Origin of the sequence: Methylobacillus caricis, from assembly GCF_020532705.1 — a bacterium.
Lineage (GTDB): Bacteria > Pseudomonadota > Gammaproteobacteria > Burkholderiales > Methylophilaceae > Methylobacillus > Methylobacillus caricis.
In genome coordinates, this window is record NZ_JAJAVD010000001.1 from 1,902,502 (window position 1) to 1,918,583 (window position 16,082).

Sequence of the window (16,082 nt, forward strand, 5' to 3'; positions counted from 1 at the left end):
CCAGACACCAACCGGAGAACGACAATGAATGATTTATTCAAGCCCTTGCTTGCCCTAAACCTGGCAGGGCTGGTGGGGCTAGCCATATTAACTGCCAGTGTGGGGCTTGCGAGCGCAGGAGAAGAATTGGACCCGAAAGCCATATCGATCAAGCTTCCCAATGACATCAAGTGGGTAGCCAATCCTAGCGGTTCGGAAACTGCAGTCCTGGTAGGCGATCCTAGCAAGCCGGGTTTGTACGTGGTCCTCAACAAATGGAAAGCCAACCACCATAGCAAGCCCCACTCCCACCCCAATGACCGTTTCATCACTGTGTTGTCTGGCACCTGGTGGGTTGCTACAGGCGCCGATTACAATCCGGCGCATTTCAAGCCTGTACCAGCCGGCAGCTTTGTCACTCATCATGGCAATGAAATCCATTACGATGGCGCCAAGGATGAAGATACGGTACTGCAAATTGTAGGTATCGGCCCGGCGACTTCAACCCGGGTGGAAGAAAAGAAATAGCCCTGGTTCCTGCCCGGCGAAGACTAACCTGAACAGGAAGCCCCCATTTAGCATTTTTACGGCATGCATGATAGTCGGACTTGGTATTGCAACCGTCTGCATCAGGCCAAGTGTTGACAAGGTTGCCATTGAGGTCAATGAGACGAGCATTCGACTTTTATCACTTCGTCTCGGCATACCGTACAGGCCATGCTTTACTGACGACCAACCACATGCTTTCCGAATTGCTCCCACAACAATGGTGTCAAGGCTTTTCCCCGGCCAGCTTGCGGGCCTCATCCAGTGCAGCACTAACGGAAACATAGGCTTCAGAGCCAGGCGGCAACTTCTGTAGCAGGCGTTGCCACAAGATGATCGCACGCGGGTAGTCCTGGCGATCAAAGGCGGCGGAAGCAGCCAGCATCAGTGCCTTTACCTGTTCCGGATCCAGTTCCAGCGCGCGGTTCACCAGCTCCTCAGGCTTGCCTGCCATATTGTGCTGGTTGATAAACGCCAGCGTGATGGCGTAATCCACCAGCAGGTTGGGATCATCAGGGATAATGCGGACGGCATTCTCAAACGCCTGCACGGCTTCATCATAGCGATGCAACTTGGCGTCGGCCCGCGCGAGCAATGCCCAGCCTGCCCCATCCCCGGGATCCGACTCCAGTTGCTGTTTGAGGGATTGCAATATCAGTTCGATATTGGCCGGTACATCTTCGCTATTAACCGTTTGGCTGTCAGGTGAATTGTCATGCACATCAAGCGCTTGCGGGTTGCCGGCTTTAAGGTAGATCAGCACGGCAAATACCGGTACCAGCACCAGTAACAACACTGCCAGCAACCGGTCTGGTCTGCCGCTGTCCGCGCCAGTCACCCTATCGCGGGAGATGTCTTGCGCTTCTTCCAGCAACCGCCGCTCCAACTCATTTCTTGCCTGTTGGTATTGCGCGACGTCCAGCACGCCGTTGTCCCTGTCTTGCTCAAGTTCGGCCAACTGCTCGCGATACACCGCCGCGACAGCACTGCTCGATGAAATGGGAATCGAAACACGTCGGCGCAGCAGGGGCGGCAAAAGCACGAACAACGTAATTAGCAGCAAGAGCGTTGCAATTCCCCAAAATACCAGCATCATTGCTCCTGCTTCAATAATTCCGCCAACTGGCGCGACTGCTCCGGGGTTAATGGCAGACTGGCTACTTGGCGCTCGCGCCGCCGCACAAGGACAGAGACAAACAGCATGCCCAGTACCAGCAGTACAAATGGCCCTGCCCACAACACGGCAGTGCTGGCCTTGAAGGGAGGGCGGTAGCGCACGAAATCACCATAGCGGGCCACCAGGTGGTCGATGATTTGCTGGTCGCTCATATTCTTGGCTGCCATTTCCCGGATTTCATTGCGCAGGTCCTCTGCCAGCGGGGCGCTTGAATCGGCCAATGTCTGGTTCTGGCACACCAGGCAACGCAGTTCCTCGGCCAAGCGCGAGACCTGCGCCTCAATTTTTGGATTATCCACCAATAGTGCAGCTTCCTGCGTAGAAAATGCCGGGCCTGAAAAAAGCAGGCCAGCGATGATCAAGCAATATTTCATTCTGCTTTTAACTCCATGATGAGTGGCAACAGTTTTTCCACCAATATCTGTTCGGTCAACGGACCGATTTGCTTGTAGCGTATGGTGCCCGCCTTGTCGACCACATAGGTTTCCGGTACGCCATAGACACCATAATCAATGCCTGTCCGACCGGCCACATCCGACACAGAGGCGAGGTAGGGGTCCCCCCCTCCTTGCTCGAGCCAGGCCAGGGCCTTGTCGCGCTGGTCCTTGTAGTTCATGCCGACGATGGGCACAATCCGGCTCGCAGCAAGCTTCAGCAATACTGGGTGCTCCTCGCGGCAAGGCGCGCACCATGAGGCCCACACATTGAATAGCCAGACCTGACCGCGCATGCCTGCCGCAGACAATGTAAGCTGCGGATCATCCAGCCGCGGCAAGTTGAAGGCGGGGGCAGGCTTACCCACCAAGGGAGACGGCACTTCATGCGGGTCGTGGCGCAGGCCTGCCGCCAGAAACCCAACCAGGATCAGGAAAGCGGCAAGTGGAACCAGGATAAAGAGGCGCTTCATGCAGTGGCTGCTGCCTCTTGCTTGCGTTTAATGCGGTAACGCCTGTCACTAAGCGCCAGCGCCCCACCGGCTGCCATCAGCAGGCAACCGCCCCATATCCAGTTGACCATGGGCTTGTAATAAATCCTCACGCTCCAGCTGCCATCTCCCAGGGCTTCGCCCAGCGATGCGTACTTATCGCTCCACAGGCCTGCGGCAATACCGGCTTCCGTCATCGGCATGTTCTGCACGGTATATAGGCGTTTTTGCGGGTGCAGGCTGGCAAATTCACGCTGATTGCGGCTCACGCGCAGGTTGCCCTGGGTCGCGGTGTAATTGGGTCCTTGCACCTCAGACACGCCGTCAAACACAAAGTCGTAGCCGGACAAGTGGGCCACATCGCCCGGATGCATGCGCACTGCGGTTTCTGTTTCAAACCCCTTGACGATGGTGACGCCCAGGATGAACACGCCTATACCCACATGCGCCAGCCACATTCCCCACCAAGAGCGCGTCAGGCTCCGCAGGCGCCCGGTTAGCGGCAATCCAGCCAGTTTCAAGCGCAGCCACAAGGTTTGCACTGAGGCAGCAAACACCCAGAACGCCAGGAACAGGCCCAGCCCCACCATCGGTGTCCAGCGTCCCAGCAGCAATGGCAGGCATATCGCCGTAGCCAAACTTACGGCAAAGGCCCAGCGCAAGCGCACAACCAGTTCGGGCAGTTCGGCCTTCTTCCAGCGGGCCAGGGGGCCAATGCCCATCAGAAACACCGCAGGAGCCATTAGCGGCGCAAACACCGTATCAAAGTACGGAGGGCCTACCGATATCTTGCCCAAATTGAGCGTATCCAGGAATAAGGGGTAAAGCGTCCCCAGCATGACCGAGGCAGCAGCAACCACCAACAGCACATTATTGGAAAGGAGCAGGCTTTCGCGCGACAGCGCACTGAAACTGCCGCCCTTGCCGACAGAGGTTGCACGCCAGGCAAACAGGCCGAGTGATCCGCCGATCACGATCACAAGAAACGCAAGAATGAACAGACCGCGCTCGGGGTCGGTGGCAAAGGCGTGGACTGAAGTCAGCACCCCTGAACGTACCAGGAATGTGCCGAGCAGACTCAGTGAAAATGCCGTAATTGCCAACAACACTGTCCAGGCCTTGAAGCTGCCGCGCTTTTCCGTCACAGCCAATGAGTGGATAAGCGCGGTGCCCACCAGCCATGGCATGAAAGAAGCATTTTCCACCGCATCCCAGAACCACCAGCCACCCCATCCCAGCTCGTAATAAGCCCAGTTGCTGCCGGCCATGATGCCCACGGTAAGGAAAATCCATGCCAGCGTGGTCCATGGACGCGACCAGCGCGCCCAGGCTGCATCCAGCTCACCGCCAAGCAAGGCGGCAATGGCGAAGGCGAAGGCGACGGAAAAACCGACATAGCCCATGTAAAGCATGGGCGGATGGAACACCATGCCAGGGTCCTGCAACAGCGGGTTGAGGTCGCGCCCATCGAGCGCTGCAGGTATCAGGCGCTCGAACGGGTTGGAGACGGTGAGCATGAACAGCAGGAAGCCTATGCTGATCAGGCCCATCACACCGAGGATGCGTGCCTGCGTCAATTGGGGCAACTGCTTGGAAAAAAAGCTGACCGCCAGCGTCCAGATATTGAGAATGAACACCCACAGCAACAAGGATCCCTCATGTCCGCCCCAAAGCGCAGCAACGCGGTAATGCAGCGGCAGCCTGGAATTGGAGTTGGAAGCCACATAGAGGACGGAGTAGTCCTTGACAGCAAAAGTATAGGCAAGGCAGAAGATAGCCAGCGCCACCAATACAAACTGCAACCTGGCACTGGGCTTTGCCAGCGCTATCCAGGCAGGCTTGCCCAGGGCCGCCCCGGCAATCGGGAACACGCCCTGTACTATCGCCACCAGCAAGGCCAGGACCAGGGAGAAATGACCAATTTCAGGAATCACGAATTTCTCCCTACTCCGTCAGGCGACTGCGCTGTATCTGCCGCCTTGGCCCGCTTAAGGGCCTCTGCGGCTTCAGGCGGCATGTAGTTCTCGTCATGCTTGGCAAGTACATTGCTGGCGATAAAGCGGCCATCCTGATCCAGCACACCCTGAGCCACCACACCTTTGCCTTCCTTGAACAGGTCGGGAAGTATGCCCTGGTAGCTTACGGGAATATTCTTTACCGTATCTGTCACCACAAAATGGACGGTCAGGCCGTCAGCCTGCCGCTTGAGGCTGTCTTCCACCACCATGCCGCCTATGCGGAAACTGGTGTCTTTAGGTACTTCACCGTTCGCAACCTGGGTCGGGGTATAGAAAAACACGATATTGCTGCGGAAAGCGCTCAGTATCAGCGTAATTGCCAGGGCGACCGCCACGATGCCGCCGCCAATCAAGGCCAGGCGCTTGTGTCTCGACTTCATTCCTTATGCTCCAAACCTTGCCCGGCCCATGACTGCACCTGCCGCACTCGCCCGATTGCCTTGCGCCGGCGCAGGCCAAGGGCAAACACTTCCCAGGCCAAGGCGAGCAGAGTCAGTCCAAATGAACCCCATACATATCCAGCGTAGCCGCCCATGGCGAAAAATTCGCCCCATGAATTCCATTGCATTACGGCTGTACCTCTTCCAGTTGTCTTACCCACATCGCATGTCGCTCGCGCTCAAGGATGATGCAGCGTACGCGCACCAAAGCAACGGCTATGCTGTAAATCCACCCTGCCAATGCCATCACCAGCATTCCGGCAAGCATGGTGGTTGCCATTTTGGGCGCGGATGACATATTGATGGATGCTCCCTGGTGCAGGGTATTCCACCAGCGCACGGAAAAATAAATGATAGGCACATTGACCGCCCCCACAATCGCGAGTACGGCAGCCGCCCGGTCTGCGCGCAACGGGTTGTCAATGGACGCCCGCAGTGCGATAAAACCAATGTAAAGAAACAAGAGAATCAGCTCAGAAGTCAGCCGCGCATCCCAGACCCACCAGGCGCCCCAGGTCGGCTTCCCCCACAACGACCCGGTCACCAGCGCCAGTACGGTAAACAAGGCGCCCGTAGGCGCCAGGGCCTGCGCCATCATGGAAGATAACCTGGTGTTGAAAACCAGGCCGGCAGCCGCCCAAAACGCCATGGCCAGGTAAATCACCATGGACATCCAGGCAGCTGGAACATGGACAAAAATAATGCGGTAAGCCTCTCCCTGCTGAAAGTCGGTCGGCGCCATGGCAAAACCGATGTAGACACCGGTTATTGCCAACAGGATGGCAACAGCATAAAGCCAGGGAATCCAGCGTCCGGCCAGGACATAAAACGTCTGCGGCGCAGCATATTTGAACCAGTTAACAGCTGACATGTAATCCACTATTCCAAAGCAATTCGTAAAGCAACGGCGGTCGCCCAGGGAGCAACTACCAGCGACAATAAAAAGCAGGCGCCAAGCAGCAAAAAATAAGCTCGCACCTCAAGCCCAGCCTGGCTGGCGACTACCGCGCCGGCACCGAAAATCAGGACGGGGATATACAACGGCAGCACCAGCACAGGCAACAGCGCCCCGCCCCCGCGGCCTCCCAATGTCAATGCTGCGCCGATAGCGCCGATTAGGCTCAATGTAGGCGTGCCCAGCAACAAGGCTGCTACCAGCACGAGCAAAGGCTCTCCCTGCAGCCCATACTGCAAGCCCAGCAATGGCGCCAACAGCACCAGCGGCAGGGCCGATACCAGCCAATGGGCAAATATCTTGCCTAGCACCAGCAGGCTTAATGGTTGCGGAGCGATCGCCATTTGCTCAAGGGAGCCGTCTGCATAATCCCCTGCAAAAATGCGCGGCAATGACAACAGGCACGCCAACAAGGCGGAAACCCACAGCACTCCCGGCGCAAGGTTCCGGAGAACAACCGGATCGGGGTTTCCGGCCAACGGGAACAGGCTGGCCACCACCACAAAAAAAATCAGTACCGTGGCCACATCGGCAGACCGTCGTACTGCCAGCAGCAGATCGCGGCGTACTATTTCAATCAAGATAGCGGCCATTAAGCAATCTTGAGCTGGTGTACCACAGCGGCCTGGATATCAACCTGCTGGTGTGTGGTCAATATCGCCATGCCACCGGCTTGCAAGTGTTGCCGCAAACGTTCCGCCAGGATGGCAATGGATGCCGTATCCAGCGCGGCAAAGGGCTCATCCAGCAACCATAAGCGGGCGCGGCTTATCCAGAGCCTTGCCAGGCTGGCACGGCGGCGCTGTCCCTGTGAAAGGCTGCCTACGCGCTCATGGGCATAAGCTTGAAGCTTGACCGCATCCAGTGCGCGGTTAACATTAACTTCCTGGTTGTCTTCCCCGGCCAGATAGGTGGCAAAGCGTAAATTCTCAGAAACGCTCAAATCGTCCTTCAGTCCGTTCAAGTGGCTAATAAAAAGTGAGTCCAGACGATATTGTTCATTATCCTTGCTCACATCCTGACCACCCCAATGCACCCTGCCCTGCTCCGGAATCAAGATGCCGCACAAAATACGCAACAGGCTGCTCTTGCCGGCCCCGTTATCACCTAATACATAAAGCAGCTCGCCAGCATCAAGGGTGAAGCTAATATTCTTGAACAGCAACCTGTCGCCGCGTACGCAGGCAAGATGTTCTACCGTCAGCTTGCTCATCACTTCCAATACCTTGCTTTCATCCAAAGAACTGCAGGTATAGCCCAAATAAAACAGGGCCGGCTGAGGCAACCGGCCCCACAATCACACAACATTCAAGCTTGGCTGGACCATTTAAAGGCCAGCGTCTTGCTTACTGGCTCTACTGGCGCGCTTCTTTCAGGCGGAAATTATCATGACACCCCTTGCAGGTCTTGCCGATCTCCCCTACCTGGGCCTTTAACGAGTCCAGATCCTTGGCCGATGCAGACAATTTGGCAATCTCCACCTGGAACTTGTCGGCTGCCTCTTTGTATTTGGCCTGCTCAGTCCAGATTTTAGGGTCGGCCTTGTTCAAAGCGCCTTTATCAGTACCAGGGCCGAACGAGCCAAATGGCAATGGCCCCAATAGCTCAAGCAATGCCGCCGTCTTCACTGCAAACGCCTGGTCATAAGGTCGCTCACCTTTGGCGATAGCGCCCAATGCATTGAAGTTACGGCCAATCACATTGAATACAGACTGGCGATAGCGGATTTCCTCTTCAGGCTTGGGATCAGCGGCATAAGCAGCATGCACGCTTCCACTCATGGCGATAACAAGAACAAGTTGTTGAAATACTTTCTTCACTTTGATTCCTCTTTTTTAATTGGCAGAGTTTGGAATTTGGATTTTTCACTGCTGCGCCGGCAAACCCAAGCCGACTTATTCAGTTGCTATGCCTGTCACTTCCATAACGCTAACGTTGGGCATATAAATCAACCTTAGCATCATGGTTTTTATGCAATATCCATACCATCCAATTAAAACAGTCACTTGAATAAAAAACCAAAATAAAAAAGCACCCGCCTGTTCCAAACCAAACATTCAATGCTGCAACAAAAACAACAACTGTTCATTAACAACTTCAAATAGAAAACTTAGCGCCACCCAATCCTTAAGAAAAAAGCATCAAGTACCATCCGGTTTGTATCAAAACTGCTTGAAATAAATCATCAGTCAATCACATTCCAGTACAGAGAATGATTCAAACCCAACAGCATGAGACCAGTTCTTCAGGCAAAAAAATTTAAATATTTTTACATTCCAGGTTTTTATTGGGGCCAATAATAACAAGGCTTCTATAGGCTAATAAGGAATATTTAAACCTATACAAATACCCTTTACTTATAAATTGGCACACTCTTTGCGCTAGCTGATGCGGTAATTTTTATTTGCATATCTAGGGGAGTGAACTAAAAATGAATTTTTCACATCGTCACCGCCGACCACGGACGGTGCCATTTAGATTATCCAGAATCGCAACTGCTGTTGGCGCAACAATTAGTATCCTGGGAGCCAATCCGATATATGCAGCGGACGATGCCATTGTTAACGAGCTGCAGGCGGAAATCGCCAAGCTCAAACAAGCATTGGAAAAGAGCCAACAGGAACTGGCTGCGCAAAAAAGCGGCCCACCTCAAGATGTAACAGAGGCTCAAACTACCCAGCCTGCTGCTGCACAACCTCAACAAGTGGCGCAGGAAGAAGAACCTGCAGAACTGGGCAAGGTGGTGGTACGTAGCCGTAACAAACTGGAGGCACTGCAGGACGTGCCAATCTCCATTTCAGTGGTCAGCGGCAAGGAACTGGATCGATTCCAGGCACGTGACCTGGGATCAGTTACCCAACGTGCAGCCAACGTATCCTGGAATCAGGGCAACGCCCGTACCAGCAGCCTCTCAATTCGCGGATTGGGCAAACAGGCTCAGACAGATTCGATGGACCCCAGTGTAGGAGTGACAGTAGATGATGTCTCCTATGGCTATAACCCCCTCTCTAGCTTTGACTTTTATGATATAGAACAAGTTGAAGTAGCTCGTGGTCCTCAAGGAACATTAAAAGGCAAGAATTCCAGCATAGGTGCCATTACGATCACTACTCGTCGCCCAACATTTGAGTCTCAGCAAAGCTACTCTCTCGCTATGGGCGACAACAACCGAGTGATCGCCAATGCGGCCATCGGTGGAACCGTGATAGAGGATGTGCTTGCATGGCGTGGCTCTTTTGCTGTAGACAAAGGAGAGGGTTACTATCCCAACAATTATAATCGTGACTTCCGTTACATGAACAAAGACAATGTTTCAGGACGTGTGCAATTTCTGTTTACGCCAACGGAGAAGTTCGATGCACTGGTAAGGCTTGAACTAACGCCAAAACACGAAGAATATTACAACGGCTGGACTTTCTTCAAGCCAACGCCCACTAGATATGCAAATGGCCAAGCCAATTTACTAGGTACAGATGCTTCAACAAGATTAAATAGACGTTGGTTTCTACAAAGAAGCGACTATAGTTATAAAAATGATTACTTAGATAATAGTGTTTATCAAAATGACCAGCGTCCGCTCGTTACATCTACCTGGGGCACATCTGCCGTATTGAACTGGCATTTAGAAAATCACACCCTAACGTCAATTACTGCATACAAAAACTTCTCTTTCCAAGCCAGAAATGATGAAGGAACTCCGTTTGACATTACTAAAAATGGTGGTGGATTGGTGACCCGTCATGATCAAATCAGTCAGGAATTTAGATTATCTTCTAATGGTGGTGAATTTGTAGACTACCAAACTGGTTTATATTTCTTGAGTTCGCGCAATAATTACAGCTCTCGAACAGGATTTGGGTCTGACGCAGGTGCATGGTTTGCTAACGATAATCAATACACAACCTTAGATACAACAGGAGCTGGTCGATATCTTATGCAAAACGCATTAAGCGGCTTGGAATATAATATCCCACAGGATATTCATAATAAAAGCGCTGCTATCTACGGACAAGCAGATTGGCATCTTTCCGAACCTTTAACTTTAACAACAGGTTTAAGATTTACTTTAGAGGATAGAGCCAACTCATCTTCAAGATCCATCGCTAGTCAAGGCTATGGTGCAGATCTGAACCCCTACTCTGTCAATGGAGTCTTGCTGGGTGGGTATGATGCAACAAACCTAGCAGACCCTACACAAATGGCACTTGCAAATGCTGTTGCTCAGAAATATTTTGGTAAGGATTATAATACGCTATTAAGCCCTGAACTAGCCCAGATAAATGCAGCTAGAGCACTTCGCGCAAACCAATTAGGCATTGTATATAATAAAGTTGAAGCGGAGACCTTCAGAAAAGTACAACCTACCGCATTATTCAGCCCAAGTTATAAATTTAATGAAAATGTCACTGGATATGTTTCATTACAATATGGTGAAAAATCTGGTATAGCTCAAGTTGTTAATGGTTATGATAACCAAGTCAAGCCGGAAAAAACCAAATCCTTTGAAGTTGGTTTTAAAAGCATATTGTTAAATGACACTTTAACCTTCAACACAAACTTATTCTTAACTGATATTAAAGATTATCAACAAGCAGTGATGATCTATGATGAATATACAACCAAGCTTAATAGTGGTGGTTCAACTCAACAACTTTACTACACATCAGCCACAGGAAATGCTGCAAAGGTTCGAGCGTATGGATTAGAGTTTGATGGAGTCTATTCAGGACTCCCACATACCACGATACGTTTTGCTGGGGCCTACAATAACGCTTACTATAAAGATTTCAAGAATGCAGGAAAACCTCCTGAAGAAGCTAATACAAGTAATCCTTATCGAGATGTAACCGGTGAAAACTTGCCGGGAGCAGCAAAATTCTCCTTTAACATTGGGGCAGATTATCGATATCCTGTCTTTTCAAATGCAGAGTTCCATAGCAGCATTAACCTTGCATATACCAGCAAATATAACTCCGATGTAACTCTTTCAAGTTATGGTTGGGTTGATGCTTACACTCGAACAGATTTTTCGATTGGTCTTGGTAGACGAGACCGCAAGTTTGACGTCAGCCTGCTAGTGAAGAACTTATTCGATGATGATACGCCACAGATACGTACTTGGAACAGCTATGTGCCAGCTATTCCCCGTTGGATTGGCATTATGTTTACTAGTGATCTTTAAGCAGGCCTAATTGGCAACTCGATAAACGGACTCCACTGGAGTCCGTTTTTATTTCACCTTGCTGGGCACAGCTGTTTATTTACCACCAGCAGTATGTTGCCATTACATCAATCTCGTGAACACTCTTGGTCCATTATCATAAAGTTATGAGCTTAACACGCTGTATCAAAATATATTTTCAGACCAATTAGATATCTCATTATATTGGCACAGTCTCTGCTATCTATCTTTGATAAATCAATTGTTAAAATCATCACTAAGAGATCAAATATGAAACTTGAAAAATATCATCATAAAACTCTGATCAACAATTTTTGCAAATTGATTGCCATAGTGGCAATTGCAGCTTATAGCATGAGCAATCTTACCGAAGCGGGCACGCTGACAGAAGGCAATTGGTCTTCTATAAAATGTGGTAAACCTATCGCTCCCACACTCAACCTAACAGATGAAGATGCCTATAACGACAGCGTTCTTGCAGTAAACGCCTACCGCCAGAAAATCAAGCCTTACTTGGATTGCATAGTTGATGAAGCCAATGCAGATATACAGGCAATCAATAATCAAGTGAAAAAGGAGCAACTGGCAATTCAGGAAGCCAATAATAAAATTTCTGAAGATGCAAAATCTGCTGGTGAGAAGTTCAAGTAGTATTAAAAATCTACCTCTTAAACTTGGGGAAATCCAAATGACTTTCCCCTGAATTAAAGTGATCCTTTGTTCAAAACGAGGCCAAGGATTCCGGTACTTGTAAATGGAAGGGGATTTTAAGATTAGCGTTTGACCTTAATAAAGGTCGAAATAATATATTTGTCTCCCGATATAGGCATGTGCCCACAATGCATATAATTCCACCCTGCAGGAAATAAAACGAGATATCCGGCCTTCGGGGAGATTTTTATTCCTTGATGAAAAAATTCTGTCTCTCCCCCTTTTTCCACATCGTTCAGATACAGCACCATGGCGACAACCCGGTCTCCGGTATCTCCTCCGATCGAGTCGGCATGCCAACGGAAATAGCCCTGGTTTTTTGGATACATTTGGATCTTGTACCCCGTTGCCTGCAAATCAAATGCTTCTAATATAGGGCTTCTGGATATGTAATGAGATATGCAAGCTTCAATCTTTGGATGGACTCTCTGAAAGATGTCCTGCCAATTACCTTCATTGACTATTTCAAGATCCCAGGAACGTTTAGTTTCCGCTTCATAGAGAGCACCTCCTGACCTGTCCACCTTTCCCCGCCACTTGCCTTTGTCTTGATCAAAAAGATCGACAATAGAGCCACACAAGCCTTCATCCAGCCCCTGATAAACTACAATAAAATCTTGATCGTACACAATATCTGCTAATAGATGGTTATTGGCATTCATCGGACATTTCACTCATTAAAAGCTTGGCGCCAGCACAAATAGAAGCAAAATGCCGTTCAGAAGCTACTGAACGGCATTACTATCCAAGAAGGTTATTGTTAGTATTTCTTAGGTAACTTATTTACCAATAAAACCTTCCAGGTCAGCCAAGGTAACAACATTAGGGCCATGCAAGGCAGCAATCTTGTCTACATTCAGCTTCAAGCGCTTGATATTGTCATACAAGTTCACTGAATATGGGTTGATGCTTGCAGGAACCGGAGCACCAGCAGGCAATGGTGTGTAAGCATCAGCCTCAATCAGAATTTTCTCTGCAGGAAGATAGATCAGGGCAAAGGCATCATTGTGGCCGCTATCCTTGATGGTATGAATCTCAATGTTGCGCTGGCCGTCAGTCAATACATGCTTATCGGAGAAAGCGGCAAACTTGGCCGATTTGTTTGACTTCGCAAGGCGGTCGGGATTGATCGTATGCTTGGCAGCCCATATTTTTTCATAATAGGGCTTGTTGGCCTGCTGAGTAACGATAGTCGCTCCCTCGTCGACAAAGGTGCGCAAACCGCCTGAATGGTCAAAATGGTGATGTGTGTTCACCAGGTAACGAATCGGCTTGTTTGGCACGAGCTCCTTGGCCTTGGCAATCACGGCTTCAGAGCGGGCTTCATTGAGCGGGGCCTCCACTATCACTAGGTGATCCTTCTGGTCTATCAGCACACTGTGGTGGGTGCCTCCCTTGAGGTAATAAACGCCAGGAGCTAATTCTTCAGACGTGACAAGGATGCTCTGAGCATTACTGGCACTAGCCTCGGCAGGTACATCGATATGTGCAGCGGCATTAGGGGTGACAGATGCAATGTTCAGGTCCAGCACCGGATATCCTCCCTGCTTGCGTACGATATGGGCAGGGAACAACACACCGTTGAAATCCTTGTAATTGGAATAGGTATAGTCAATTTCAGTATCACCCAGCACCGGATTATCAATCCAGGTTTGCACACGCTCAACCTGATTCTTCACATTGATAATGCCGACATAACGGTTCTTGCCCGCGGTGAATGTCAGCTTGGTGCCCCCATTATGGGCTTGCGAAGTGGCATTGTTGGCTGCGGCAGCCTTGAGAAAACCTTGCGGAGTTGTCCAGATTTCCGTGATTCGTTCTTCCAACTGCGCGGGTTGTGGCTGTACTGTTGGGGTGGCTGCACCAGGGGCAGCGGCGAGATTCCAGGCAGCATTACCGCTCACGTATTGATCAGGTTTTTGCTCTACCGGGGCAGGCCTTACGCGACCAGCTTCTACCACTTGCTTGCGCGTAATTTGCACGCGTGCAGCCGGCTGACCGTAATTGATAGTGGCATCATAGCTGCTGACATCAAATGGCGGCCATGGAGACTTGGTATTGGGTGCCTGGCCAAACTGGTACCAGCGTCCTGTGCCAGTAAAAGCGATGGACTGTATCTTGGCAACTCCGAGTGCCTCGCTAGCATCCTGCAAAGTACCTGCTGCCATACTGTAGGTCGGGATCAAGCCCAGGGAAAAAAGAATGGTCGGCACGGCCACTATGCGTGTGCGCCAGTTAACACTGTGGAAATAACTGGAATTACTTACGGACATATTTTGCTCCCTTGTAGGTTAAAAAGTGTTATCAATTAACCTGGGATACTCAGCAAATTATGCGCCAGTGCCGACAATATCCGGTGCAAATGCAAAATTAACCAGATAAAAATTCAAGACATTGTTTTATATGAAAAATAACAATGAAATTAAAATAAAAAAAGAGTAAGAAACCTCGCAAGCCTAAAAATTTGCTTCATCCGTTGTTGCAGGTGAAATCCGTCAGAAACAGCGCTGTTGCATTCACATCACCAACTGCTCCTGCCAGATCACCTACAGCTATGCGCCAGTTTATTCCTTACCCTTGAAATCATCGTGGCAGGCTTTGCAAGTACGCGTCACCTTGCCAAACTGCGCCTTCACAGCAGCCGCGTCAGCGGTAGGCGCAATTTTTGCCAGCTCTGCAGCTTCTTTGCTGAAACTGAGTGAAAGCTCTGCAAACCGTTTACGATCCTTGAAGGCCTCAGGCTTGGCGCTGGTTTCGTGCCAGCCTTTGCCCTGCTCGGTTCCCGGGACAAATAAGTCCTCAATACCAGAGCTGGCAACACTAGCAATTGTATTGGCAGCCGTGGTAACTTCATTTTTGTCATATTGCCCTTCTAGCGCGGCTTTGATCCTGGCGACATTCCATTCCACCACACGATAGGCAGACTGGCGCCATTGGATGAGCTTTTCCGGCTTGGCTGCAGGGGCAGCCAGGACTGAAAGCGGGGACACAGCAAGATAAGTTGCTACCAAAGGCAGTAACACCAATTTAGAAAAAATTTTCATTCATATTTCCATGAAGTAACAACCCCGCCTAAGCAGGGTTGTTTATGACAGATACCAAGTTATCCAGGACCATAAGCCAAGGTATTTAGCAAGGCTATTTGGCCCGACCGGTGTAGCCTTGCGCCAACGTCGGGAATTTGTATGCAGCGCCACGACCGACGATATAGAACGTACGTTTGTCCTTGCCAGAAAATGCAATATTCTGGGCTTTCCTGGGTAAGGCAATATTGCCAAGGAACTCACCTTTGGCACTAAAAACCTGTATGCCGGTATTGGCAGCAACATACAATCTGCCATCAGCATCCACCGCCAAGCCATCGGCTCCACTGGAAACACCGCCAGTTTCGGTTTTCTGCAAGGCATCTTCAAGTTTGGCGAAATTACGCTTGTTGCTGACGGAGCCATCCGCAGCAATATCGTATGCAATGATGTATTCACCGGCAGTGTTAGCCACATACAGTACTTTTTCATCTGGGCTGAGCTGAATACCGTTTGGACGTTCAATATCGGTTGCAATCAACACCAGCTCGCCACTAGGCTTAGTGTAGTAGACCGCTGGCTTTGTTGGTACCTGATCAGGCTTGACCGGTCCGTTAGCACCTGGGTCGGTGAAATACACGCCCCCTTTTTTATCCAGCACAAGGTCATTTGGACGGTTCAATGGCTTGCCGTCATATTGCTCCGCTAATACTTTGGCTTTGTCCGCAGGGTGAATAATGCCGACACGAGGTTTCAGCGTTTGTGCAGCGTACAGCTCACCGTTCACACTCAGCGCCAGGCCATTGGCCCCATTGCTATCTGCAATATAGGTGGTCACATTGTCATTTTCATCAATTCGCGTAATTCGGTTGGCCTGAGTTTCAGTAAAAATCAAGCTGCCGTCAGGCAAACCCAAAGGGCCCTCAGTACCAGTGAAGCCATCTTTGATCAAGCGGATCTTAACCCCGCCAGCCACTACGCCAGCGATGGCAGGTGTAACCGGATCTTCCTCAGCCTGAACTGGAGCTATTGAGACCATACTCACAGCCGCGGCAGCAATTAATAACTTTATTAGCCACGATTCACGTTTAACAACATTGACCTGCATATCTTTATTTCTCCTTTA

17 protein-coding genes are annotated in these 16,082 nt (G+C 50.4%); 3 read left to right on the top strand and 14 right to left on the bottom strand.

All coding sequences use genetic code 11. The annotated features are described in order from the left end of the window. Nucleotides 1-24 precede the first annotated feature (24 nt). A complete protein-coding gene (locus LG200_RS09010; protein ID WP_226757224.1) occupies nucleotides 25-507 on the top strand; it encodes a cupin domain-containing protein in 483 nt (160 codons plus the stop codon). 244 nt (nucleotides 508-751) lie between these two features. On the opposite strand, the gene ccmI is transcribed toward LG200_RS09010, so the two are convergent. From ccmI to LG200_RS09060, 10 genes are all read right to left on the bottom strand, one after another. Continuing rightward, on the bottom strand, nucleotides 752-1,621 hold the full coding sequence (ccmI, locus tag LG200_RS09015) for a c-type cytochrome biogenesis protein CcmI (protein WP_226757225.1): 870 nt from the start codon (nucleotides 1,619-1,621) through the stop codon (nucleotides 752-754). After that, nucleotides 1,618-2,076 (bottom strand): cytochrome c-type biogenesis protein, encoded by a 459-nt coding sequence (locus LG200_RS09020; protein ID WP_226757226.1) that lies wholly within the window; start codon nucleotides 2,074-2,076, stop codon nucleotides 1,618-1,620. Before LG200_RS09020 ends, ccmI begins: the two co-directional genes overlap by 4 nt. Next, complete coding sequence (locus tag LG200_RS09025) at nucleotides 2,073-2,609, bottom strand: DsbE family thiol:disulfide interchange protein (RefSeq protein WP_226757227.1); 537 nt, start codon at nucleotides 2,607-2,609, stop codon at nucleotides 2,073-2,075. Before LG200_RS09025 ends, LG200_RS09020 begins: the two co-directional genes overlap by 4 nt. Further along, entirely contained in the window at nucleotides 2,606-4,561 is a 1,956-nt protein-coding gene (locus LG200_RS09030; RefSeq protein WP_226757228.1) for a heme lyase CcmF/NrfE family subunit, read from the bottom strand. The genes LG200_RS09025 and LG200_RS09030 overlap by 4 nt, the downstream gene beginning before the upstream one ends. Next, the gene (ccmE, locus tag LG200_RS09035; protein WP_226757229.1) at nucleotides 4,558-5,025 is read right to left on the bottom strand and encodes a cytochrome c maturation protein CcmE; all 468 of its coding nucleotides are present in this window, start codon (nucleotides 5,023-5,025) and stop codon (nucleotides 4,558-4,560) included. The genes LG200_RS09030 and ccmE overlap by 4 nt, the downstream gene beginning before the upstream one ends. Then, nucleotides 5,022-5,213: a heme exporter protein CcmD gene (gene ccmD, locus LG200_RS09040; protein ID WP_226757230.1), complete on the bottom strand. Its 192-nt coding sequence runs from the start codon at nucleotides 5,211-5,213 to the stop codon at nucleotides 5,022-5,024. Before ccmD ends, ccmE begins: the two co-directional genes overlap by 4 nt. Beyond that, on the bottom strand, nucleotides 5,213-5,956 hold the full coding sequence (gene ccmC, locus LG200_RS09045; protein WP_226757231.1) for a heme ABC transporter permease CcmC: 744 nt from the start codon (nucleotides 5,954-5,956) through the stop codon (nucleotides 5,213-5,215). Before ccmC ends, ccmD begins: the two co-directional genes overlap by 1 nt. An 8-nt stretch (nucleotides 5,957-5,964) precedes the next feature. Continuing rightward, on the bottom strand, nucleotides 5,965-6,633 hold the full coding sequence (ccmB, locus tag LG200_RS09050; protein ID WP_226757232.1) for a heme exporter protein CcmB: 669 nt from the start codon (nucleotides 6,631-6,633) through the stop codon (nucleotides 5,965-5,967). After that, nucleotides 6,633-7,253: a cytochrome c biogenesis heme-transporting ATPase CcmA gene (gene ccmA, locus LG200_RS09055; RefSeq protein WP_226757233.1), complete on the bottom strand. Its 621-nt coding sequence runs from the start codon at nucleotides 7,251-7,253 to the stop codon at nucleotides 6,633-6,635. Before ccmA ends, ccmB begins: the two co-directional genes overlap by 1 nt. Nucleotides 7,254-7,395: 142 nt before the next feature. Then, nucleotides 7,396-7,860 carry a c-type cytochrome gene (locus tag LG200_RS09060; protein ID WP_226757234.1) on the bottom strand — a complete coding sequence of 155 codons (465 nt, stop codon included), beginning with the start codon at nucleotides 7,858-7,860 and terminating at the stop codon, nucleotides 7,396-7,398. 611 nt (nucleotides 7,861-8,471) lie between these two features. On the opposite strand from LG200_RS09060, the gene LG200_RS09065 reads away from it, so the two are divergent. Beyond that, on the top strand, nucleotides 8,472-11,222 hold the full coding sequence (locus LG200_RS09065; RefSeq protein WP_226757235.1) for a TonB-dependent receptor: 2,751 nt from the start codon (nucleotides 8,472-8,474) through the stop codon (nucleotides 11,220-11,222). 270 nt (nucleotides 11,223-11,492) lie between these two features. Continuing rightward, nucleotides 11,493-11,873 carry a hypothetical protein gene (locus LG200_RS09070; RefSeq protein ID WP_226757236.1) on the top strand — a complete coding sequence of 127 codons (381 nt, stop codon included), beginning with the start codon at nucleotides 11,493-11,495 and terminating at the stop codon, nucleotides 11,871-11,873. A gap of 122 nt (nucleotides 11,874-11,995) precedes the next feature. On the opposite strand, the gene LG200_RS09075 is transcribed toward LG200_RS09070, so the two are convergent. From LG200_RS09075 to LG200_RS09090, 4 genes are all read right to left on the bottom strand, one after another. Then, nucleotides 11,996-12,595: a 2OG-Fe(II) oxygenase gene (locus tag LG200_RS09075; RefSeq protein ID WP_226757237.1), complete on the bottom strand. Its 600-nt coding sequence runs from the start codon at nucleotides 12,593-12,595 to the stop codon at nucleotides 11,996-11,998. Between the two features lie 117 nt (nucleotides 12,596-12,712). Then, complete coding sequence (locus LG200_RS09080; RefSeq protein ID WP_226757238.1) at nucleotides 12,713-14,206, bottom strand: MBL fold metallo-hydrolase; 1,494 nt, start codon at nucleotides 14,204-14,206, stop codon at nucleotides 12,713-12,715. Between the two features lie 291 nt (nucleotides 14,207-14,497). Beyond that, a complete protein-coding gene (locus LG200_RS09085) occupies nucleotides 14,498-14,977 on the bottom strand; it encodes a c-type cytochrome (RefSeq protein WP_226757239.1) in 480 nt (159 codons plus the stop codon). A 94-nt stretch (nucleotides 14,978-15,071) separates the two neighbouring features. After that, nucleotides 15,072-15,995, bottom strand: a complete 924-nt coding sequence (locus LG200_RS09090) for an SMP-30/gluconolactonase/LRE family protein (RefSeq protein ID WP_226757240.1) — start codon at nucleotides 15,993-15,995, stop codon at nucleotides 15,072-15,074. Between the last annotated feature and the right edge of the window lie 87 nt (nucleotides 15,996-16,082).